General features: G+C 57.4%; 15 protein-coding genes and 1 riboswitch. Of the genes, 7 read left to right on the top strand and 8 right to left on the bottom strand.

What is annotated here, in order from left to right; genetic code table 11:
* Window positions 1-290: 290 nt before the first annotated feature.
* Window positions 291-3,866 (bottom strand): helicase-exonuclease AddAB subunit AddA, encoded by a 3,576-nt coding sequence (gene addA, locus DW724_RS00075; protein ID WP_118760281.1) that lies wholly within the window; start codon window positions 3,864-3,866, stop codon window positions 291-293.
* Entirely contained in the window at window positions 3,847-7,227 is a 3,381-nt protein-coding gene (locus DW724_RS00070) for a PD-(D/E)XK nuclease family protein (RefSeq protein WP_118760280.1), read from the bottom strand. The genes addA and DW724_RS00070 overlap by 20 nt, the downstream gene beginning before the upstream one ends.
* Before the next feature lie 288 nt (window positions 7,228-7,515).
* A riboswitch (FMN riboswitch) is annotated at window positions 7,516-7,642 on the top strand.
* A gap of 172 nt (window positions 7,643-7,814) precedes the next feature.
* Between DW724_RS00070 and ribD the strand changes: the two genes are divergently transcribed.
* The 4 genes from ribD to ribH all read left to right on the top strand — a co-directional run bounded on the left by ribD (window position 7,815) and on the right by ribH (window position 11,301).
* Window positions 7,815-8,900, top strand: a complete 1,086-nt coding sequence (gene ribD / locus DW724_RS00065) for a bifunctional diaminohydroxyphosphoribosylaminopyrimidine deaminase/5-amino-6-(5-phosphoribosylamino)uracil reductase RibD (protein WP_118760279.1) — start codon at window positions 7,815-7,817, stop codon at window positions 8,898-8,900.
* Window positions 8,900-9,535, top strand: a complete 636-nt coding sequence (locus DW724_RS00060) for a riboflavin synthase (RefSeq protein ID WP_118760278.1) — start codon at window positions 8,900-8,902, stop codon at window positions 9,533-9,535. Before ribD ends, DW724_RS00060 begins: the two co-directional genes overlap by 1 nt.
* Before the next feature lie 15 nt (window positions 9,536-9,550).
* Window positions 9,551-10,759, top strand: a complete 1,209-nt coding sequence (locus tag DW724_RS00055) for a bifunctional 3,4-dihydroxy-2-butanone-4-phosphate synthase/GTP cyclohydrolase II (RefSeq protein WP_117491331.1) — start codon at window positions 9,551-9,553, stop codon at window positions 10,757-10,759.
* 80 nt (window positions 10,760-10,839) lie between these two features.
* Window positions 10,840-11,301 (top strand): 6,7-dimethyl-8-ribityllumazine synthase, encoded by a 462-nt coding sequence (gene ribH, locus DW724_RS00050; RefSeq protein ID WP_118760277.1) that lies wholly within the window; start codon window positions 10,840-10,842, stop codon window positions 11,299-11,301.
* Window positions 11,302-11,894: 593 nt separating this feature from the next.
* On the opposite strand, the gene DW724_RS00045 is transcribed toward ribH, so the two are convergent.
* The 5 genes from DW724_RS00045 to hrcA all read right to left on the bottom strand — a co-directional run bounded on the left by DW724_RS00045 (window position 11,895) and on the right by hrcA (window position 17,112).
* A complete protein-coding gene (locus DW724_RS00045) occupies window positions 11,895-12,071 on the bottom strand; it encodes an RNHCP domain-containing protein (protein WP_442861245.1) in 177 nt (58 codons plus the stop codon).
* Between the two features lie 216 nt (window positions 12,072-12,287).
* On the bottom strand, window positions 12,288-13,439 hold the full coding sequence (dnaJ, locus tag DW724_RS00040) for a molecular chaperone DnaJ (protein ID WP_118760276.1): 1,152 nt from the start codon (window positions 13,437-13,439) through the stop codon (window positions 12,288-12,290).
* A gap of 166 nt (window positions 13,440-13,605) precedes the next feature.
* Window positions 13,606-15,453, bottom strand: a complete 1,848-nt coding sequence (gene dnaK / locus DW724_RS00035) for a molecular chaperone DnaK (protein ID WP_118479120.1) — start codon at window positions 15,451-15,453, stop codon at window positions 13,606-13,608.
* A gap of 56 nt (window positions 15,454-15,509) precedes the next feature.
* Window positions 15,510-16,037, bottom strand: coding sequence for a nucleotide exchange factor GrpE (gene grpE, locus DW724_RS00030; protein WP_110436287.1), 528 nt, complete (start codon window positions 16,035-16,037; stop codon window positions 15,510-15,512).
* Between the two features lie 28 nt (window positions 16,038-16,065).
* Window positions 16,066-17,112, bottom strand: coding sequence for a heat-inducible transcriptional repressor HrcA (hrcA, locus tag DW724_RS00025; RefSeq protein WP_158557228.1), 1,047 nt, complete (start codon window positions 17,110-17,112; stop codon window positions 16,066-16,068).
* A 305-nt stretch (window positions 17,113-17,417) separates the two neighbouring features.
* Between hrcA and DW724_RS00020 the strand changes: the two genes are divergently transcribed.
* Window positions 17,418-18,437, top strand: coding sequence for a Gfo/Idh/MocA family protein (locus tag DW724_RS00020; RefSeq protein WP_110436285.1), 1,020 nt, complete (start codon window positions 17,418-17,420; stop codon window positions 18,435-18,437).
* A gap of 98 nt (window positions 18,438-18,535) precedes the next feature.
* The gene (locus DW724_RS00015; RefSeq protein WP_118760275.1) at window positions 18,536-19,123 is read left to right on the top strand and encodes a hypothetical protein; all 588 of its coding nucleotides are present in this window, start codon (window positions 18,536-18,538) and stop codon (window positions 19,121-19,123) included.
* A gap of 56 nt (window positions 19,124-19,179) precedes the next feature.
* Here the strand turns inward: DW724_RS00015 and DW724_RS00010 are convergent, their stop codons facing one another.
* Window positions 19,180-20,187, bottom strand: a complete 1,008-nt coding sequence (locus DW724_RS00010) for a Gfo/Idh/MocA family protein (RefSeq protein ID WP_118667784.1) — start codon at window positions 20,185-20,187, stop codon at window positions 19,180-19,182.
* A 299-nt stretch (window positions 20,188-20,486) separates the two neighbouring features.
* Here DW724_RS00010 and DW724_RS00005 point away from each other — a divergent pair, with 299 nt between their 5' ends.
* Complete coding sequence (locus DW724_RS00005; protein WP_118760274.1) at window positions 20,487-21,503, top strand: LacI family DNA-binding transcriptional regulator; 1,017 nt, start codon at window positions 20,487-20,489, stop codon at window positions 21,501-21,503.
* Window positions 21,504-22,129: the final 626 nt, after the last annotated feature.

Below are 22,129 nucleotides of genomic sequence, written 5' to 3'. Positions count from 1 at the left end.
GACGGTTTTTCACGATTTTTGCCGCATGCGTGTTATGCAATCCGTGCAAACGGCTGTCGCGAAACCAGCCTCTGACAGATAGAAAAATCCGCAGACGTTCCCGTCTGCGGATTTTTCATTTGGAAATGAGGAATGAATGATGGTGGCATATTGAGGTTCTGCGGAGCCGTCCGGTATTTTTCCGGTGCCCCTTTGCTTTTGTTGTACTCAATTTACCATCGTGCGGCCGCAATGTCAATGCGTGCAAATGAATCTTAACACGCTCTTAACTGCTGTGCGGTCGAATGCCGTCAGGTCTCGTCGAGCGACACCCATTCGGTATCGCCGGTGTGGAAAAAGTACAGCACACATGCGCGGACCGGTCTGCCGTAAATCTCATGCACGGCACGCGCGTAGGCGGCCAACTGCGGACGGTACTGCTCGGCTCTCTCGACCGCACCGCCCTTCTTGATGCGGTCGGTCTTGAAGTCAAGGATAACAAAGCCGTCCCCGGTTTCGATCAGGCAGTCGATAACGCCCTGCAGGAGCACGTTTTCCTCGGGTGCATCCGCCGCAACCGGAAAATACGCTTGCGCCGGAACGAGCACGGAGAACTTGAACTCACGCCGCACCTTGTTTTCCGCCATAAAGGTTTTGTACAGGTCGGAGGCGAAAAACCGTTCGATCTTGTGTTTATCCACAGCATGTGCCTGTTCTGTGGACAAAATCTTCTTTTCCGCCAGACGGTTCAGCTCGTTTTCCACGCCATCCGGCGCACAGGCGGCGTCAAAGTCGCAGAACTGCATGAACAGGTGGTGCGCTGTGCCGATCTCGGCAGGCGTCAGCTTCTTTTCTCCCTGCTCGAACAGCGGTGCGCGCAGCTGCACTTCTTTCCGCGGCGGCGGTGTCTGCTCGGCGGCCTCGTCTGCACGGTAGCCGCGGCCTACACCGGTGGCGGTCAGCTTGCTCGGCAGCTCCGCGAGGTAAGCATGCGGGTAGTCGAAGTGCGGCTGCACGGTGCAGTCGCCGGTCTCCCTGTCCTCGAAACGCAAGATTTCAGTTTCCTGCGGCTGCAGGTCGCTCGGATAATACACCTTGAGCATAAACGCATCATTGTCCGTGCCGTGCTCGGGCACCTCGGGCGCATACTCCTCGCGGAAGGCACGCGCGCATGGATGCCGCAGCAGCGGTGTCAGAATCCACGCAAGCGGCGTGCGTGCCGCACCCATGGCGTACTGCGGCAGCTCATCGAGCGACGCCAGCAGCGACCATTTTTTCAGCGAATTCCGCAGACTGCCGGTTGCTGCCGTCAGAATCAGTTTTTCCTTGGCGCGCGTCATCGCTACATATAATACGCGCAGCTCTTCGGATATCATCTCGCGGCGCATCTGCACCGAGACCGCAATGCGCTCGGCGGTGTCGTACTGCACACCGCGGTCACGGTCGCGGCACTTACTGCCGAAGCCGAGGTTCTGGTGCACGAGCACCGGCTCCTTGAGGTCGCTGTCGTTGAACTGCTTGGCGCAGTCTGCCACGATAACGACCGGAAATTCCAGTCCCTTAGACTTGTGGATGGACAGAATGCGGACCGCACCGCCGGTGGCCTCGGCACCGACCGTCTGGAAATCCTCGCCCTGTTCGAGCATGCCGCGCAGCAGGCGCACAAAGTCAAACAGGCCGCGGAAGCCCTGTCCCTCAAACGAGCGCGCCCGCTCGAAGAACGTCAGCAGGTTGCTCTGGCGCTGTGCGCCGTTCGGCAGAGCGCCGTACAGACCGAGCGCGCCGGTCTGGTCGTAAATCTCCCACAGCAGGCGGTACACCGGCTGATCGCACGCAAAGGTGCGCAGAAAGTCCAGCCGCTGCAGGAAGGTTTCCACCTTGGGAAAATCCGTTCTCGCCTGCAGCAGCGCGTCATAATAGCTGATCCTGCGGTCCACAAGGCGAATATCCGCCAGTTCCTGCTCGGTGAATCCGAACAGCGGCGAACGCATCACGCCGATAAGGTCAACATCCTGCCGCGGGTTGTCAATGACGCTGAGCAGCGACACCATCGTGCCGACCTCGGCAGTCTCGAGCAGGCCGCCGCGCTGTTCGGCGCTGGCTGTTACGCCGATGCGCTCCAGCTCCGCAATGTAGGTCGGCGCCTTGCTTCTGGGCGAGCGCAGCAGGATTACGATGTCGCTCGGCGTGACCGGCCGTAGCTTTCCGGTCTGCTTATCCGTCACCGGAAAGCCTTCGTCGAGCAGCGCACGAATCCGCTTCGCGGCAAGCCGTGCTTCGAGTTCGGTCTTATCCGGCGCATCATCGTCCTCGCCGAGTCCGTCCGCATCCACGAGCAGGACTTCGGTCTTGTACCGCGCATTTCCGGCCTCCGGATAGTAGTCCGCACCGAGGTGCAGCGCCTCCTTGTCCGTGTACACGAGATCGCCCACGGTCTCGCCCATGACGGCGGCAAACAGATAGTTGCACGCGTCCAGCACGGCCGCTCGTGAACGGAAATTCTGCCCGAGCACGACACGGCGCGGCTGCCCGTCAGCGGCGTCTGCCACCTCACCGAAGCTGCGGTATTTCTCAAGGAAAATGGACGGGTCAGCCAGTCGAAAGCCGTAAATGCTCTGCTTGACGTCACCGACCATGAACAGGTTGGTCTCGTTTCTGGAGAGTGCACGGAAGATGGCATCCTGCACGGCGTTGGTGTCCTGATACTCGTCCACCGCAATTTCGGTGAACTGCTCGGACATGGTTTTCGCCAGTGCGGACGGCTTGCCGTCTGTATACAGCAGACGCACGGCAAAGTGCTCCAAATCGTTGAAATCCGCAGCATTTCTCGCACGTTTCGCTGCCGTAAAGGCATCGTCAAAGGCGTTTACCATGTCAATGAGCGCGAACAGCGCGGGGGCTGTCAGGCCGCGGTCGTACTCCGCTTCTTCTGCGGTGACGGTCAGCCATTTCTCCCGAATATTATTGGCAACGCCCTTCCACTCCTCGCGCATGGCCTTGATCTGCTCGAGGAACGCCTTGTCCTCAAATTTCCTCGCGGCCTTCAGTCGGTCAAACGAAATCGACCGGGCAGCCTTCACGCAGTCATCCCAGCTGCCGCCAAACAGTGCGTCCAGCAGACGCTTGGCCTGATTTAAGTCGCTCGTCAGCGCGGGCAGATAGTTGTCCGCCAGCTCATCAATGCCGGTCAATTCATCCACAGCCATGTGCAGAAATGCCGCACCGTGCTGTGCCGCCGACTTCGCCTGCTCGCGCAGAACACGGCCGTGCGGCGTGTCCATGCCGCGCGTGTACAATCCCGCGCGCACATCCTCGAGGAACGCCCGCGGATCAGGATGTGCCTGAATCTTCTCGTAGGTGCCGAGAATGACCTCGCCCAGCTTTTGGTCGTCGCGCCCCGCCGTCAGCAGATCACAGAGCGCAAAAAACTTCTCGTCTGCCTGCTCGTAGGCCGTGTCGAGCACTTCTTCGAGCACCTCGGCGCGCAGCAGCTTGCCCTCGTTTTCGTCCATCAGGCGAAAGTCGGGTGCAATACCGAGCACCGCCGCCTGCTCGCGCGCGAGCGACAGACACAGCGCGTGCACGGTCGTGATTTTCGCGCGGTGCACGAGGAACAGCTGCCGCCGCAGACGGGTATCCCGCGGGTTTGCGGCTACAGCCGCACCGAGTGCCGCACCGATTCGCTCACGCATTTCGGCTGCCGCCGCGTTGGTAAACGTAACCAACAGCAGGCGGTCGATATCGACCGGATCCTTCTCGTCCGTCAGCCGACGGAGTACGCGCTCGGTCAGTACGGCGGTCTTGCCCGAGCCAGCTGCCGCCGAAACCAGCAATGCGCCGCCGCGATCGTCGATCGCGGTCTGCTGATCAGGTGTCCACTTCGGCATTGTCGTTCCCTCCTAACTGCTCCCAGAATTCCTTGTCCTTGATGTTTTTCAGCCAGCGTACCTTATCTCCGGCGGTCTCGTCGAACCGGCAGGCTGCCCGGAAATCGCACCATTCGCAGTAGCTGCGGTCGGTCTTGCGCGGATCGGCTTCAATGCTGCCGTTTCGCAGAGCCTGTCCCATTTCGAGCAGCTTTTTCTGCGTGTAGCGTGCCAGTCTGCCGAATTTCGCCAAATCAGCTACCGCGGACTTGGCGGCAAGCGTCGGCTCATCCTCGCCCTTCCCGGTCTTGATAGAGACCGGAATAAACCGTCCGTCACCCTCCAGACCGTGCTCCATCGCCTCGAGCAGCGACATATCGTCGCTCAGCAGACCCGAACGCCGCAGCGCCTTGTCGCGCAGAATGCGCAGTCCGTCCTCGTCCGTGTCGCGCGCCGCATCCGGCAGCTCATCGCGCACCGGAACGTACAGCACGCCCGCCGGTACGATTTCGTTCAGCTCGGCGGTCAGGCGGGCACGATAGCGGTCCAGACCCTCCTGCTGCAGCGCGTACAGATAGATGATAAGCTGCATGTTGAGTCCATACCAAATGTCGGACAGCGAAAATGACTTTTTTCCGCTTTTATAGTCCATAACGCGCAGATAGAGACGACCGTTTTTGATGTAGCCGTCCACGCGGTCCACCTTGCCGGAGAGTGAAACCGACACATCGCCGTCCTCACACTGCACGGGCGGCAGGTCGCCGCTGCGCGAGAAGTCCAGCTCATAGTCGATCGGCGCAAAGTCGGATACGCGCAGTTCTTCGATCACGTTGTCGAGGATCTGCTCCACGGCGCGCACCAGTCGGCGGAACAGGTACTGGAAACGCGCGGTTTTGTTCTCCAGGCCGCCCAGTTCCTCCGCGACATACTGCCGTACCACTTCACGACAGGCTTTGCGCACGGTCGGCTGATCGGCATGGGCGGCGCCGCCCTCGCACTTTCCAAGAGCATCCAGCGCATGCTCGAGCACATAGTGGATGAACGTGCCGGTCGAGAGCGCATCAAACTTCGCCACGCGGCGCGGCTTGGCCTTCAAACCATACTGCATAAAGAATGCAAACCGGCAGGAATAGAACGTATCCACACGCGAAGCGGTCAGATTGAGGCTTTTCCCGTACAATCCGTCAATCGTGTGCGGACTGCTCAGCGGTCCTCTTCCGCGCCGCTGCGCCTGCGCGTTTTTGACGCGCTCATCATCCTTATAGTAGTCATAGGCAGCCCGCACGGCGGCTGTCCGGTCGCCCGAAAGATACGCGCACGCGAGTTCGACCGCCGGTCGTTCCGCCTGCAGGCGGTCACGCACGGTCTCCGTCCGGTGGGTGGAAAACGGCACATCCGGCAGCAGCTCCCGCACTGTGTTCACGAAGTAGGACGGCCGCGTTTCACCGCCGCCTGCGTCGATGGTGTGATACGTCAGCAGCAGCTCGTCTGTCGGGCACGCGAGTGCCCGATAGAGCGTTTCCTGCTCCATCAGCAGGCGTTCCTCGCCGTAGGCTTTGAGTTCCACGCCGAGCGCATCCATTTTGTCGCGGTCCATGTCACTCAGCAGCGAAGTCGAGGACGGGGTTTTCGGTATCAGGCCGTCGTTAACGCCCAGCAGGATAACATATTTCGCATTTTCCGTACACGCACGCTCGATGTTGCCGCAGGTCACGCGGTCGAGCGAAACCGGAATCGTACCCACATCGTACTCGCCGAGCACCAGCCGGAACAGCTGCGCGAAACGGTCGAGCGTCAGCGGCATATCCCCGCACACCCACGCGAACTGCTCCATCGCAGAGACCAGGATTTCCCACAGCTGGCGGTATTCGTCGGCCAGCTGCAGACGGCCCGCCTGCTCGTGTCCGGCGGCGCGGTCAGTCATGCGCTGCGGCGCATCCACCGCGAGAAGAAATGCATAGAGCGCACGCACGCAGTCGCCTGCAGGCTGCTCACCTGCAAGTGCCCCGCGCAGTGCGGAGAACGGCGCGATTGCTCGTTTGCGGAGTATGTTCAGCTCGGCAAGCTGTGCCTTCGCGTTCTCGTCGATGGACAGACCATAGCCGTCCGGATGCTCGGTCCACTCGCGTTCCCATGCTCCGCCGCGGATGTTCCAGGTGAGCACATAATTCTCTAATTTGTCAATTTCATCCCAATCCAAGCCCGCAAGTCCGGTCTTGAGACAGGAGAACAGATCTTCATATCGGAAGTGATTTCGCACCGCTTCCAGTGCATTCGTAACCAGCGCCATCGGCGGACGAGACAGCAGATCCGGCTTTTCCGCGAGGAACACCGGAATGTCGTACCGCGCCATCGCCATTGCGAGAAACGCGCTGTACGGCTCGATATCGCGTGCCGCAACCACAAAATCGCGGCAGCGCGCGCCTTCGTCCCGCACCTTGCGCCGAATGTAAGCCGCCGCGTGCTCGCACTCGTCAAACGGCGAAGCCGCCTCGTACAGCCGAACGCCGTCCGCACTCTCCTGTGGGGTGCGCACCGGCAGCAGGCTTTCGCGTTCGAGCGCAGCCAGTCCCGCCGGTCGGGCCACCTTGCTTTCGCCCAGTTCGATGCGCTCGACCGTCTGGTTATGATGTTTTGCCATCCGGGTTAATTTCTGCACTGTTTTACAGCCGGTAAGGAAAATCTCCGGGTAATCCGTATCACAGGTTACCGCCGCAGAGAGCGGCACACCCGCTGCCAGCATGGCATCAACCACTGCACTTTCCTGCACAGTAAAGCCGAGAAAACCATCCAGATAGACCGCTGCGCCGTCCAGCGTGTGACTTTCTGCCAGACGGTCGCGCAGATGTGTCAGACGGTCTCTCGGGTCGGGCAGGGACGCCTCGCACAGACGCTCGTAGGCTGTTAAAATCTGTGCAAGATCGGACAATTTTTCTGCAAGTACCGCGTCCTCACTTTCTTCGGCAGCCGCAAACAGCGTCTCCGGTGCGACTGCACAGGTTTTGCACTCGTCGATCAGCCGCAGCGCCTCCTGCAGCAGCTCCGGCTTGTCTGCCAGACCCTTCCATGCACGCAGCCCCCCCTGCACACGGCGTGCCGCCTCCTGCAAGGTCAAAAGCTGACCTGCCGGCGTCAGCATCTGCTGTGCCAGTCCGCCGACCTCAGAGAACACACGGTCAGCCAATCGTGAGAACGTCAGCACCTCGGCCGTGCGTGCGCCGTGGTTGTGCGTGGCCGCGGCAAGCCGCCGCTCCATCAGGTGCGAGTTCAGCTCGGGCACGAGCAGAATCTGCCGTCCCTCTCCCTTTTCACTCAGCGCCGCGATCTCCCGCAGGATGGCCGTTGTCTTGCCGCTCCCCGCTCGTCCGGTCCAGATCCGCATGGCACACTCTCCTTTCGTTTCATAGCTATTTGATTATAGCACAACCGGAGCAAATTGAAAATTGATAATGGAAAACGGAAAATTATCAATAACAACCGTATGGTCATTTTATATTTTTTGTGCGTTATCAGCGTATTTTCCAGTCTTTTTCGAACTTTTATGGCGTTTTGTTTGCATTCACATATTCTGTAAAATTATTTTTTCAAAAAACTCTTGCATTTTTCTCCGCTTGGGACTATACTTTCCTCAGGCGGAACGATAAAGGCTCTGCCCCGCAAAACCAAATATTTGATTCTTCAGGGCAGGGTGCAATTCCCTACCGGCGGTACAGCCCGCGAGCGGATGCCATTCGGCGGAAGCATGATTCGGTGAAATTCCGAGGCCGACAGTATAGTCTGGATAAAAGAAGAATGCACGGAAAGATTTTCCGTTTGTTTGCTGTTCTGAAATGCCGATTCGGTGTTTCAGACTTTTTATTTTCACAATGCTTTTTTCAGCGTCCCGAAGATTCTGTCTTTGGGACGTTTTTTTGGCTGTCGCCAAACTATCGTGAAATTTTCTACAGAATTATTATATCAGGTGATTCTATGCAGGAGCAAAAACAGGAATATATGCGTCAGGCGTTGGCGCTGGCCCAGCGCGGAGCCGGTCACGTCAATCCGAATCCGATGGTCGGCTGCGTCATCGTCAAGGACGGAAAAATCATCGGTGAAGGCTGGCACGAGCACATCGGCGGCCTGCATGCCGAGCGCAACGCGTTCGCGCACTGCACCGAGGACTGCACGGGCGCAGACCTTTACGTCACGCTCGAGCCGTGCTGCCACTGGGGACGCACGCCGCCGTGCACAGACGCAGTCATCGAGCACAAGATCGGCCGCGTGTTCGTCGGCTGCCTCGACCCGAACCCGCTGGTAGCCGGCAAAGGCGCACAGATCCTGCGCGACGCAGGCATTGAAGTCGAGACCGGCGTGTGCGAGGACGAATGCCGCCGCGTGAATGAAGTTTTCTTTCACTACATCACGCACAAAACGCCGTTTGTGACGCTCAAGTACGCGATGACGCTGGACGGCAAAATTGCCGCGCACACCGGCGACAGCCGCTGGGTTACCGGCGAGACCGCCCGCCGTCATGTACACGAAACGCGCAATCGGCTGCCCGCCATCATGGTCGGCATCGGCACCGTGCTTGAGGACGATCCGCTGCTCACCTGCCGCATTGACGGCGGGCGCGATCCGATCCGCATAATCTGCGACAGCCGCGCACGCACGCCGATCGACAGCAAAATCGTACAGACGGCGAACAAAATCCCGACCTATATCGCGGTCGTCGGTCGAAATGAGCGCACCGCTGAACTGGAACAGCACGGTGTACACATTCTCGAATGCAAAACGAAAGACGAGCGCGTAGACCTTGCCGACCTGATGCGCCAGCTCGGTGCACTCGGCATCGACGGCATATTGCTTGAAGGCGGCTCGGCACTTGCGTTCTCCGCGCTGGAGGCCGGTGTGGTGCACCGCGTGCAGGCGTACATCGCCCCGAAAATCATCGGCGGTGCAGGCGCGAAAAGTCCGGTCGGAGGTCTGGGGTTTGACAAGATGGTGCAGGCGCTTCCGCTGAAGGACGTGACTTGCACGCCGATGGACGAAGATTTCCTGATTGAAGGGAGATTGTAATGTTTACTGGACTTATCGAAGAAATCGGTACGGTGCGGCGCATCGAGCTCGGTGCAAAGGGCGCTCGGCTGACGATTGCGGCAGATACCGTGCTCGAAAATACAAAAATCGGCGACAGCATTGCCACGAACGGCGTGTGTCTGACCGTGGTCGCGCTGACGGACGACAGCTTCAGCGCCGACGTGATGGCGGAAAGCCTGCGGCGTTCCGCGCTCGGCAGTCTGCAGAGCGGCTCGCCGGTCAATCTGGAGCGCGCGATGCCTGCCGACGGACGGTTCGGCGGTCATATCGTATCCGGCCATATCGACGGCACCGGCTCGGTTCTCTCGCAGCGGCGCGAGGACAACGCCGTGTGGGTGACGATCAAAACACCGGCTCCCCTGCTCCGGTACATCGTCGAAAAAGGCTCGATCGCCATTGATGGCGTCAGCCTTACCGTGGCGGCTGTGACGGACACCGACTTTTCGGTCTCCATCATCCCGCACACCGGGGCACAGACTATTCTGCTCGGCAAAAAGCCGGGCGAGCCGGTCAACCTCGAATGCGATGTGATCGGCAAATACGTTGAAAAAATGCTCACGCCGCACAAATCCAGCGGTATTACAATGGATTTTCTTGCACAACACGGATTTTAACGGAGGTTTTCTTTTATGGAATATCAGTTCAATACAGTTGAAGAAGCGCTCGAAGAACTTCGCGCCGGACACCTCATCCTCACCATTGATGACCCGGACCGCGAAAACGAGGGCGACCTCATCTGCGCGGCACAGTTTGCCACGACCGAGAACGTCAACTTCATGGCAACTCACGCCAAGGGCCTGATCTGCACACCGATGAGTGAGCAGGTTGCACTCCGTCTCGGTCTGGAGCAGATGGTAAAGGTCAACACCGACAACCACCACACCGCGTTCACGGTCTCCATCGACCATGTGGACACCACGACCGGCATTTCCGCTGAGGAACGCGGCTTTACCTGCCGCAAATGCGCGGATATCCACACCAAGCCGGAGGAACTCCGCCGTCCGGGACACGTTTTCCCGCTTGTTGCACGCCGCGGCGGTGTGCTGACCCGCAACGGCCACACCGAGGCGACTGTCGATCTGTGCCGTCTGGCCGGACTCGAGCAGTGCGGTCTGTGCTGTGAGATCATGCGCGATGACGGCACGATGATGCGCACGCCCGAGCTGATGGAGAAGGCCAAGGAATGGGGTCTCAAGATCATCACCATCAAGGACCTGCAGGACTACTGCCGCCGTCATGATAAGCACGTTGTCCGTGAAGCCTGTGCGAAAATGCCCACCCGTTTCGGTGAGTTCCGCATCTACGGCTACGTCAACGACCTGACCGGCGAGCACCACGTTGCGCTCGTCAAGGGCGAAATCGGCGATGGCAAGAACCTGCTCTGCCGCGTGCACTCCGAGTGTCTGACCGGCGATGTGTTCGGTTCCCGCCGGTGCGACTGCGGTCAGCAGCTTGCGGCAGCCATGCAGCAGATTGACAAGGAAGGACGCGGCGTGCTGCTCTATATGCGCCAGGAAGGCCGCGGAATCGGTCTGATCAACAAGCTGAAGGCGTATGAACTGCAGGAAAAGGGCTTCGATACAGTCGAGGCAAACGTAAAGCTCGGCTTTGCGCCCGACCTGCGTGAATACTGGATCGGCGCTCAGATTCTGCAGGACCTCGGCGCAAAGGAGCTGCGCCTGCTGACCAATAATCCGGAGAAGATTTACGGTCTGGACGGTTTTGGTGTAGAGATCACCGAGCGCGTGCCGATCGAGATTGCACCGCAGAAGGACGACGCGTTCTACCTCAGAACCAAGAAAATTAAGATGGGTCACCTCTTTAGTGAAACATTGTAATCAATCTATCCCGCAGGGCGGGATGACCTCACCTCGCCCTGCAATATATCTGTTCACCATATTGAAAGGAAGATTTTAAGATGAAGGTACTCGAAGGCAAGTTAGTAGCAACCAAGGGCAAGTTTGCAATCGTTGGTGCACGTTTCAACGAATTTATCGTTTCCAAGCTGATCTCCGGCGCGGAGGACACGCTGGTTCGTCACGGTGTGGACACGGATGACATCACGCTCGTATGGGTTCCGGGTGCATTTGAGATTCCGCTGGCGGCGCAGAAGCTGGCGCAGAGCGGCAAGTATGATGCAGTTATCTGCCTCGGCGCGGTTATCCGCGGCTCGACCAGCCACTACGACCTCGTGTGCAACGAGGCTGCCAAGGGCATTGCACAGGTCAACCTGCAGACCGGTGTGCCGGTGACCTTCGGCGTGGTTACCACCGAGAACATCGAGCAGGCCATCGAGCGCGCAGGCACCAAGGCCGGCAACAAGGGCGCCGATGCAGCGATTGCCGCTCTCGAGCTGGCAAACCTGCTGCCGCAGATCTAAAATCGTACAAAAAATGCCGGTCAGCTGGTCAAGCAGCTGTTCGGCATTCTTTATTTTGTAGCTTCGATTGTCCAACAGAAGCTGTCCGTTTTCTGTGATTTGGATAGAATGCAGCAGTGAATCATCATGATAGACGTAGAGCGCCGCTGTTTTTCCGCCGATATCGGACAGCGATGTCTGCGGCAGCAATGTGCGCAGAGAACGTGTATATGTGCAATTTTCCAGCAAAGACGTTATACTTTTCTGCTGTTCCGTCGTGATATCGTTATAATCTGCCGTGTCGATGCCTGCTTCTCCGTTGGGAACGCTTAACGTGCTGATGGATAGCACAATTCGATCATCTGCGCCTATGCAATCGGATAGCGACATCGGACGAAAATATACCACACAGCAAATCAGCAATACTGCGATGCCGACAGCAGCCCACATTGTTTTCTTTCTCATACCGTACCTCCTGTTTTTTAATATAGCAGAATCCGTTAGAGAAATCCAGCACGGTTTTGTAAATTTTGCTGCTCCATCTCCATCCTCCATTTTCAATTTTTATCCCGCAAAAGAAAACCACCCGAGAAAATCCCGGGTGGTTTTCTTTATTATACCGAGCCTTCTCCGCCCATGAGCGCGGTCAGCTTCTCAATCCGCTCCAACGGGAACGGCGGGAACGCCACCGGCTTCATGGCGATGGACATCAGCTTCATCGGGTTATCGTCCGCCGCTGCGCGGTTAGAGTGCAGTACACCGCACCTGCGGGCACGACCGGACGGCCGCACACCCTGCAGGTGAAACTGTCGTCACATGCATGCGTTTTGTAATAACCCTTTTGCTATTGCTTGCGTTTATTCTCCCGATTCATGGGAATTCCTCCTGAAAAGTCGATATTTTTCGTCCTTTGGGGAGGTGGTTCACGGATTCCTGTACAGCCGACCTCCCGGTCAGCGCACAAGCTCCAGTTTACCGAATTTGTTCAAAAAGCAATGCTTCTTTAATTATTTATCCTTGAGTGCGTCCTTTACCTTATCCCAGAAGCTCTTGCGCTTTACCTGATTCTCGTCGGTAGACGTTTCCTCGAACTCGCGCAGCAGCTTTTTCTGCTTGTCGGACAGGTTCTTCGGCACCTCGATGTTTACGCGGACATACTGGTCGCCGCGACCGCGTCCGTTGACATTCTGAATGCCCTTGCCGCGCATGCGGAACGTCGTGCCGGTCTGCGTGCCTTCCGGAATCTTGTACTCGATGCGGCCGTCGATGGTCGGCACCTGCAGCGTATCACCGAGTGCGGCCTGTGCGAACGAAATCGGAATATCGACATGTACATCCGAGCCGTTGCGGGTAAAGATCGGATGCGGACGGATGGCAACCGTTACGAACAGATCGCCTGCGGGACCGCCGTTCACGCCTGCATTGCCCTGACCGCGCTGCTGGATGGACTGACCATCGTCGATACCGGCCGGAATGTTGACCTTGAACTTGCGGGTCTTGCGGACACGGCCCTGACCGCCGCACTTCGGACACGGCTTCTTGATGATCTTGCCGGTGCCGCGGCAGTTCGGGCAGGCGCCCTGCGTCTGGAACATGCCGAGCGGCGTGCGCTGGGTCTGCGTAACAACGCCGGTGCCACGGCAGTTCGGACAGGTCTCCGCCGTGGTGCCCTTTGCGGCACCTGTGCCGCCGCAGTCATCACAGGATTCGATGCGCTCGACCGTAATCTCCTTCTCACAGCCGAATGCAGCTTCCTCGAAGGACAGGATCACCGTCTGACGGATGGATTCGCCGCGCTGCGGTGCATTGCGGCGGGATGACCGTCCGCCGCCAAAGCCGCCGCCGAAGAACGAACCGAACAGGTCGCCCAGATCGCCCATGTCAAAGCCGCCGCCGTAGCCGCCTGCACCGGCACCGCCGCCGTAGCTCGGGTCAACACCGGCAAAGCCGAACTGGTCGTACTTGGCGCGCTTCTCCTTGTCGGACAGCACTTCGTACGCTTCGTTTGCTTCCTTGAACTTATCCGCAGCCTCCGGATTATCCTTGTTGAGGTCCGGGTGGTACTTGCGCGCCAGCTTGCGGTATGCCTTTTTCAGCTCATCATCACTTGCGCCCTTCTGTACGCCGAGCACTTCATAATAATCTCTTTTATCAGCCATAAAAAATCATCCTATACACAGGGATAGGCGCACCGAAGCGCGCCTTCTCTTAGTGAGGAGATAGGAGTGAGGAGACAGGAGTTTTGATACCGTGCAATCTCGCTGCACTCTGCCGAAAACCGGCAGCCATAACTCCTAACTCCTACTTCCTAACTCCTATCTGTTATTACTTGTTGTCGTCGTCCTTGACCTCGGTGAAGTCAGCGTCTACGAAGTCGCCCTGCTGACCGCCCTGTGCGCCTGCACCCTGAGCGCCGCCCATGTTCGGGTCACCCTGCGGTGCCTGCTGCTGATAGATCTTGCCGGCCAGATCGGAGAACTTCTTAGACAGGCCCTCGGTTGCAGCCTTGATCATATCGGTATCGGTGCCCTTGAGCGCTTCCTTAACCTTTTCGATCTCAGCCTGAACGCCTGCCTTCTCATCTGCGGACAGCTTGTCGCCCAGATCGGTCAGTGCCTTCTCGGACTGGAATACCAACTGCTCAGCGTTATTGCGAACCTCAACTGCTTCCTTGTTCTTCTTATCCTGCTCAGCGTACTGCTCAGCCTCGTGCATAGCCTTGTCGATCTCATCCTGAGACAGATTGGTGGATGCAGTGATAGTGATCTTCTGCTCCTTGCCGGTGCCGAGGTCCTTAGCGGATACGTTTACGATGCCGTTTGCGTCGATATCGAAGGTAACTTCGATCTGAGGAATACCGCGCGGAGCCGGAGCGATGCCGTCGAGGGTGAAGCGGCCGAGGGTCTTATTGCCTGCAGCCATCTCGCGCTCGCCCTGCAGAACATGGATCTCAACCGACGGCTGGTTGTCAGCTGCGGTGGAGAAGATCTGGCTCTTCTTGGTCGGGATGGTGGTGTTGCGGTCGATCAGCTTGGTGCATACACCGCCGAGGGTCTCAATGCCGAGGGACAGCGGAGTTACGTCGAGCAGCAGCACGTCCTTGACCTCGCCGCCAAGTACGCCGCCCTGAATGGATGCGCCGATTGCTACGCACTCGTCCGGGTTTATGCCCTTGAAGCCTTCCTTGCCGGTGATGCCCTTAACAGCCTCCTGTACAGCCGGGATACGGGTGGAACCGCCGACCAGCAGGACCTTGGACAGATCGGAAGCGGACAGACCAGCGTCGCTCATTGCCTGACGAACCGGACCCATGGTGCGCTCAACGAGGTCTGCGGTCAGCTCATTGAACTTTGCGCGGGTCAGGGTCAGCTCGAGGTGCTTCGGGCCGGTAGCGTCAGCGGTGATATACGGCTGGTTGATGGAGGTCTGGCTCATACCGGACAGCTCGATCTTCGCCTTCTCAGCAGCTTCCTTCAGGCGCTGCATAGCCATACGGTCGTTCGACAGGTCAATGCCGTTGGACTTCTTGAACTCGTCAACCATCCAGTCGATGATGCGCTGGTCGAAGTCATCGCCGCCGAGGTGGGTATCACCTGCGGTGGACAGAACCTCCAGAACGCCCTCGCCGATATCCAGGATGGATACATCGAACGTACCGCCGCCGAGGTCGTAAACCATGATCTTCTGCTCGGATTCCTTATCTACGCCGTAAGCCAGCGCAGCAGCGGTCGGCTCGTTGATGATACGCAGAACTTCCAGACCTGCGATCTTGCCGGCATCCTTGGTAGCCTGACGCTGCGAGTCGGAGAAGTAAGCCGGAACAGTGATGACCGCCTGATTTACCGGCTGGCCGAGGTATGCTTCTGCGTCAGCCTTCAGCTTCTGCAGGATCATAGCGGAAATCTCCTGCGGGGAGTACGGCTTGCCGTCGATGTTTACGCGGTAGTCGGTGCCCATGTGACGCTTGATAGAAATAATGGTACGGTCAGCGTTGGTTACAGCCTGGCGCTTAGCGACCTGACCGATCATACGCTCGCCGTCCTTAGAAAATGCAACAACAGACGGAGTGGTGCGCGCACCCTCAGCGTTAGGGATGACTACGGCTTCGCCGCCCTCCATAACAGATACACAAGAGTTCGTCGTACCAAGGTCAATACCAATGATCTTACCCATAATAAATACACTCCTTAATAGTTAGGATTTAGTTTACTTTAATTAGTAGTTAGTAATCAGTTTGCAACCTTCACCATCGCATGGCGAATAACCTTATCGCCGATCTGGAAGCCCTGCTGGAAGGTTTCCGCGATGACATTTTCACCGAGGTTTTCATCCTCAACGTGCATAACCGCGTTGTGGAAGTTCGGATCGAATGCGGTGCCTGCAGCAGCGTCGATGACGGTGACGTTAATGCCCTTGAGGCTTTCGGTCAGTTGCGTCATGGTCAGCTCGACACCCTTTTTATATTCGGTGTCGGCAGTCTCTGCCTTGAGCGCCCGCTCGAGGTTATCGTAGGTCGGCAGCAGTGCGGTTACGGCGCGGCTGACTGCATCGGTGTACGCCTGCTCGCGCTCGCGCTGGCTGCGCTTGCGGAAGTTGTCGTACTCCGCCGCCATGCGGAGATAACGATCGTTCAAGTCGTTATACTTGGCTTCCCAGTCCGTCGCGGGCTTTGCATCAGCCTTGGCGGTCTCCTCTGCGGGAGCCTCGGTCTTTACCTGCTCCTGCTCTTCCGCCTCCGGCTTTGTCTTTTTGCTCATGTCGTTTTGTGCCTCCGTTTACAGGAAATCAATGATTTCCGTCTTTTTCATCTAAAAATGTCTCGGCAATCAGCTTGTTCAGCCCTTTTGCGAAGCGGCTGAGCTGTGCGGACAGCTTGGCGTAATCCATGCGGGTCGGACCCACGATGCCGATCGCACCCTGACCGATCTTGCCGATATCGTATTTTGCGTAGATCGCCGAGGTTTCACTCAGCGGGTTTTCGCCGTTTTCCGGTCCGATGAAGAACTGGATGCCGTCGATCTTGCGGGTGGCCGGCAGCAGGTGCTTGCGGTCGTCCTCCATGTAATCGAGCAGCGTCTGTGCCTTTTTCGTATCGCGGTACTCCGGAAAACGAAGCAGCTTGCTGGCACCGTCGAGGTAAACCTTCTGGTCGCTCAGCTCGGTGATCAGCTCTGCGATGTACTCGGCTACCGGAGCGAGCAGCGCGGTCAATCCCGCGGCGCGGCGCACAATGTCGAATCGCTCGGCGGTGATGCTCGAGAGCGGCAGTCCGGTCAGCGTCTGGTTGAGTACATAGGTGAGCAGCTCGGCCTCATCCTTGGAGACCTCAGCCACCGTGCGGACCATTTTATTCTTGACCGTACCCGAATCCGTAACTACTACGATTACGAAATTCATCTTATCGACTGCAATGATCTCAAACTGCCGGATGGCGATCTGCGTCATGGCCGGTGTGATAGCAACCGACGCGTAATTCGTCAGACTGGTGAGCAGCTTGCCGGCCTCCTGAATGAGGTGGTCAAGCTCGCGTACCTTGGTAAGCACGCTGTTCTGCAGTGCGTTTCCGTCCTCCGCATTGTCGGCCGGACGCTCCATCAGTTCATCCACATACAGTCGATAACCCTGCGGTGAGGGGATTCGCCCCGCAGAGGTGTGCGGCTTTTCGAGGTAGCCCATGTCCTCCAGTTCACTCATCTCATTGCGGATGGTGGCGGACGAGAACGGCAGCTCGTGTCCCTCGGTCAATGCCTTGGAGCCAACCGGTTCAGCCGTGCGGATGTAATCGCCGATGATGGCTTTGAGTATTTGCTTTTTACGTTCCGAAAGCTCCACCGAAGCAGACTCCTTTCTTTCGGTTGTTAGCACTCCATCTCCCCGAGTGCTAAACTTAATTTACCACCACATACGGGCAAAGTCAAGTGCTGTTTGTGAACAATTTATGAAATGATCATCGGAATTTTATCACACCCGCCTGCCGAGTGCTGAAATGCCAGTTTTCACCGTATAAAAAACGCTCTGATTTGGTCGTTTTTCCTTGCGTTCGCGTCCACGCAGTGATAGAATTAGTATGAGAGAGAGACAGGCAATCGTTCGATTGCCGTAGAGAGAAAATCCGCTCTATAAAAAGGAGAAAAAACATGAAGGAAATCAAAGTTGGCATCGTCGGTTTGGGCCGTCTCGGTTCGGTACACGCGCAGAATCTCGCGTTCAAGATTCCCGGCTGCAAGCTGGTCGCTGCCTGCTCGCTCGAGCAGAAGGAGCTGGACTGGGCGAAGGACTACCTCAAGGTAGAGTACACCACCACGGACTACAAGAAAATGGTTGACGAGGCAGACATCGAAGCTGTCGTTATCGTCTCCTCCTCTCCGGAGCACTGCTGGATGATCGAGTACGCGCTCGATGCAGGCAAGCACGTTTTCACCGACAAGCCGCTCGGCTGCTCGCTCGAGGAGTGCAAGCGCGCTGAGGCTGCTGTTGAACGTCACCCGGACAAGATCTTCTTCCTTGGCTTTATGCGCCGCTACGATCCGTCCTATGCGGATGCAAAGGCACAGATCAACGCAGGCCGCATCGGCAAGCCGTATCTGGTAAAGGCTACCGGCCTGGACCCGGAAGCACTGGTCGAGAGCTGCATCAAGTTCTCCAAGACCTCGGGCGGCATCTTCATTGACGCGGCTTCGCACGACATTGACCTGATGCGCTGGTTCCTCGGCGGTGAGGTTACCGAGGTTTACGCCGCGGGCACCAACTTCAAGCACCCCGAGTTTGCCGAGAACGGTGACACCGAGACCGGCATGGCAATGCTCAAGTTTGACAATGGCACGGTCGCTTTCCTGCACGTTGGCCGCACTGCACCGCACGGCTACCACACCGAGACCGAAATCGTCGGCACCGAGGCGCATATCCGCGTAGCCGGTGTACCGTGGAAGGACCGTGTAATGGTTTACGATCAGTACGGTGCCCGTCAGGAGATCGTCGAGAACTTCCCGCAGCGTTTCGCAGAGGCGTACCTGCTCGAAATGGTGGACTTTATCGACTGCATCCAGAAGGACCGCAAGCCCGAGCTGACCGTTTACGACGGCACCAAGGCAACCCTCGTTACCTACGCGATTACGGATTCGTTCCACTCCGGCAAGCCGGTTCAGGTACAGTATTAATATATTGTAAAATCGCACAAAAGCAGAGCCGAAAGGCTCTGCTTTTTCTTGCATATTTTCATCTTCTCTGCTATTATAATGGCAAGGAGGTAGAGATTATGAACAACAACATTCCCATTGCCCGCTGGCTTTCCATGTTCTGGCTGTGCAGCGCCGTTTCACTGGTGCTTGGACAATTCAGCGGCTCCGTCACTTTGAACGGCACAAACGGTGCAGCACTCACCGTTACCGGCATTCTCGGTATATTCTGCACCCTCGTGCAGTTTTATCCGTTTTACCGGTTCAGCCGCGTGTCCGAGCGCCTGCAGCGTGCGTTCACAGCCACTGTGCTCAGCGTGGCGGCAACCGTTGTCGGCCTGCTGGCCATGACACTCGTTCCGAGCGACACGCCGCCGTATACACCCAGCACGTTTTATCTGCTGTTCAGCCTGATCGCACTTGCCGGTGTGATCGCAGCCTATGTCTCGCAGTTCTGGCTGTACACCGGACTGGACGATATCTGTACAGAGCGCGGCTACGACTTTCCGCCCAAGCGTATTCGCTGGTGCTTTTATCTTTCCCTTATCAACATTTTGCTGCGCATGCTGCCAACTTCCATTCCGATTTTTCTCTCGCAGATTGCCAGCCTTGTGCTGCTTGCCCTGTTTATCCGCGCTGCATATCAAGCGGAAAAACTGACCGTATAACCCAATATAAAAGAAAAAGGACCGCTGGGGCGGTCCTTTTTCTTTTATATGAGAGATTATTTGTAGAGAGCAGGTTTATCCATCATCTCGATCGGCAGGAACTGATTCGTGCCGCGGGAACGGTTGAGCGTGTCTGCTGCAACGCAGGCAGCGTAGCCGTCCCATGCGGACGGACCATCCGGCTCCCCCTTCTCCTCGAGGGTCTTGACCCAATGGGTCAGCTCAATGTCATAGGCTTCAATAAAGCGGTCCTTCCAGTCGGTCAGGATCGGGAACGAACGGGTTGCGTTCGAGCGCTTGACAACCGCATACGGATCAGGCAGGTTGACTGTGCCCTTCTCGCAGACGACCTGACACTGGATGTCGTAACCGTAAGCGTCCGCAACCTGAACCTCTACGTCGATGCGCGCACCGGACTGGGTTTCCAGCAGCACGATCTGCGGGTTGTCATAACCCTTGGTAGAGCACGCGGACTGGCGCACCTTGAGCACCTGACCGTTCTTATACTCGTCACCGAGCAGCCAACGACAGATATCCAGCTCGTGGATTGCAACGTTGGAAACGCCCATCTCGGTCTGGAAGCCGTCCGGCTGAGATACGTTGCGGTGGCACGCGTGAATCATCAGCGGCGCACCCAGCTCGCCGGAGTCGATGATGCGCTTCATCTCGGCATAGCCGCGGTCATAATGGCGCATAAAGCCCACCTGCAACAGACGTTTGCCGTGCGCGGTTTCTGCGGCGATGATCTTCTCGCAGTCCTCTGCGTTCTGCGCCAGCGGCTTCTCGCAGAAAACGTACTTGCCGGCCTTGAGCGCCTCGAGCACATAGCCTGCGTGGCTCGGGTCGGACGAGGTGATAACGACCGCCTGCACCTCCGGTGCTGCGATCAGCTCCTCGCCGGTCTTGTATGCCTTCATGCCTTCATACTGCGCTGCAACCTTAATCGCAGCTTCTTCAAAATAGTCTGCACAGGCAACGACCTGACAGCCCGGAACAATGTCTGTCAGGCGTCGAATATGATCGCGGCCAATTGCGCCGCAGCCAATAACACCAATATTCAGCATGCTGATCCTCTCCTTTTAACAGCAAGAATAATCACTTAAAATCTCGTTAATACTCGCGGATTCCCGCGTTTTTTCACACTTTTTTCTTCATTGCATACATTGTACCGCAATCCCGCCGTCACGGTCAACCGTCCCACCAAAACATTGGTAGCCTGCCTAAAAAAGCACCGCAAATTTATGGCAAAATGAAGTCTCAAAAGCAGATGACAGCGCATTTTTGATTGTGCACTGTGCGCATTTATACTTGACTGCGGTACTGCCCTCCCCTATACTTTGAAGTAGAAAAGGAGAATGTGTCAATGGCAGTTACTATACAAAAAATCTCAGAGCTGTCCGGTGTGTCGCGCGGCACGGTGGACCGTGTGCTGCACGGACGCCCCAACGTCAATCCGATGATACGCGAAAAAGTTGTCCGTGCCGCAGAAAAACTCGGCTACCAGCCTCCAGTGCCGCCGAAATCGGCAGATTGCAGGCAAGCAGCTATTCTCATTCCGCAATGGACGGATGGGCACTTCAACCGGCAGATCGTCAGCGGCATTCGCAAGGCGCTGCGCTATATCGCCGATCCGGCGTTTATACTGACCGAGCAGCCGCTGCGCACCATGACCATGCAGGAGCTGCTCCGCGCGATGGACGAGCAGATTCGTTCCGGCGTGGACGGACTCATCATCCGTGCCGAGAATACGCCGGAGGTCCGCGCCGCCATCGAGCAGGCGGTGCAGCAGGGCGTGACCGTCATTACCTATGATGCCGATGTGCCGCACAGCGGCCGTCTGTGCCACGCCGGACAGGATCTTGTCCGCGCAGGCGCTATCGCCGCCGGTGTCATGGCGCGGCTCATCCGGCCGCCCGAGCACGTTCTCATTGTCACCGGAAATCTGCGTATGGAGGCCCACAAAGGCCGCGTGGACGGCTTTTGCCGCCGTCTGCTCGAGCTGGGTTTCTCCGAAGATGCCTACCGCGTGATCGAAACCAACGAAATGCCTGAACTCACCGGTGAACTCGTCGCGCAGGCGCTTCAGGCCGACAGCCGCCTGCACGCCGTCTATATGGCCTGCCAGCCGCTCTCCGGCTGCATCGCGGGCATCCGAAAAGCGCGGCGCACCACCCGGCCGCATATCGTCTGCAACGACCTCACGCCCACCGCGAAGCGGTATCTGCGCGAGGGAACGGTGGATTTCGTGATCGGTCAGTCATTCTCGCAGGAGTCGTTCCACGCCGTGCTGGCGATGTATCAAATGCTGCTGCGCGGCGTGCAGCCCAAACGGGAGCTGTATTATACCGATCTGCGGTTGATCACGCAGGAGATGTTGTAGCGAGAGATTGCATTTAGCGATTTGCAGTAATTGAGAATTGATAATGGAGAATGGAAAATTGACGTGACGGTTTACCGTTGTGTGGGTGGCCAATGGCCTCCCTACGGGATAGATTGTGCAGGTCGGATACAAGCGGTGCGCCGAGTCGTCACACCCTACGGTATAACGAGTGCAATTCGTAGGTGTCGTGCAAAATATCCAAGCCAACGAGTTGCGCGACACTGTTATCCCCCAGGGGACCTTCTCTTGCCCTTCGGGCAATTCACCTTGTGTCGCGCCTGTGAAGAATAACCCGCATGTGTAGCAGTACGCTATCTGTGAACTGCGAATAATTTGCGAAAGACACGCAATGGTAACCCGACTGCCGTTCCCCTTTCCGAAGCGGTCGCCGGTCTCTGATCTGCGCCAACCCAAGAAATAAAGGAAGATGGAGTCCCAAGAGGATAGAAACCTTGGTATCTATCCTTTTAGACCCCCAGCCAAAGGTTGGCTTCCATTCCCAATACTTTAGTAATAGATAACGATTTACACAACAAAAAAGAGCCGCTTTACAGCGACTCTTTTTTGTTTGATATGCGTGGACTGATTACTTAGCAGCCAGACGGCGAGCCTTAGCAGCCATGCGC

Source organism: Butyricicoccus sp. AM27-36, assembly GCF_003480945.1.
In the GTDB taxonomy this organism is placed as follows: domain Bacteria; phylum Bacillota; class Clostridia; order Oscillospirales; family Butyricicoccaceae; genus Agathobaculum; species Agathobaculum butyriciproducens.
The sequence above is the reverse complement of the archived record's forward strand: the minus strand, read 5'-3'. Positions and strand labels throughout refer to the sequence as shown.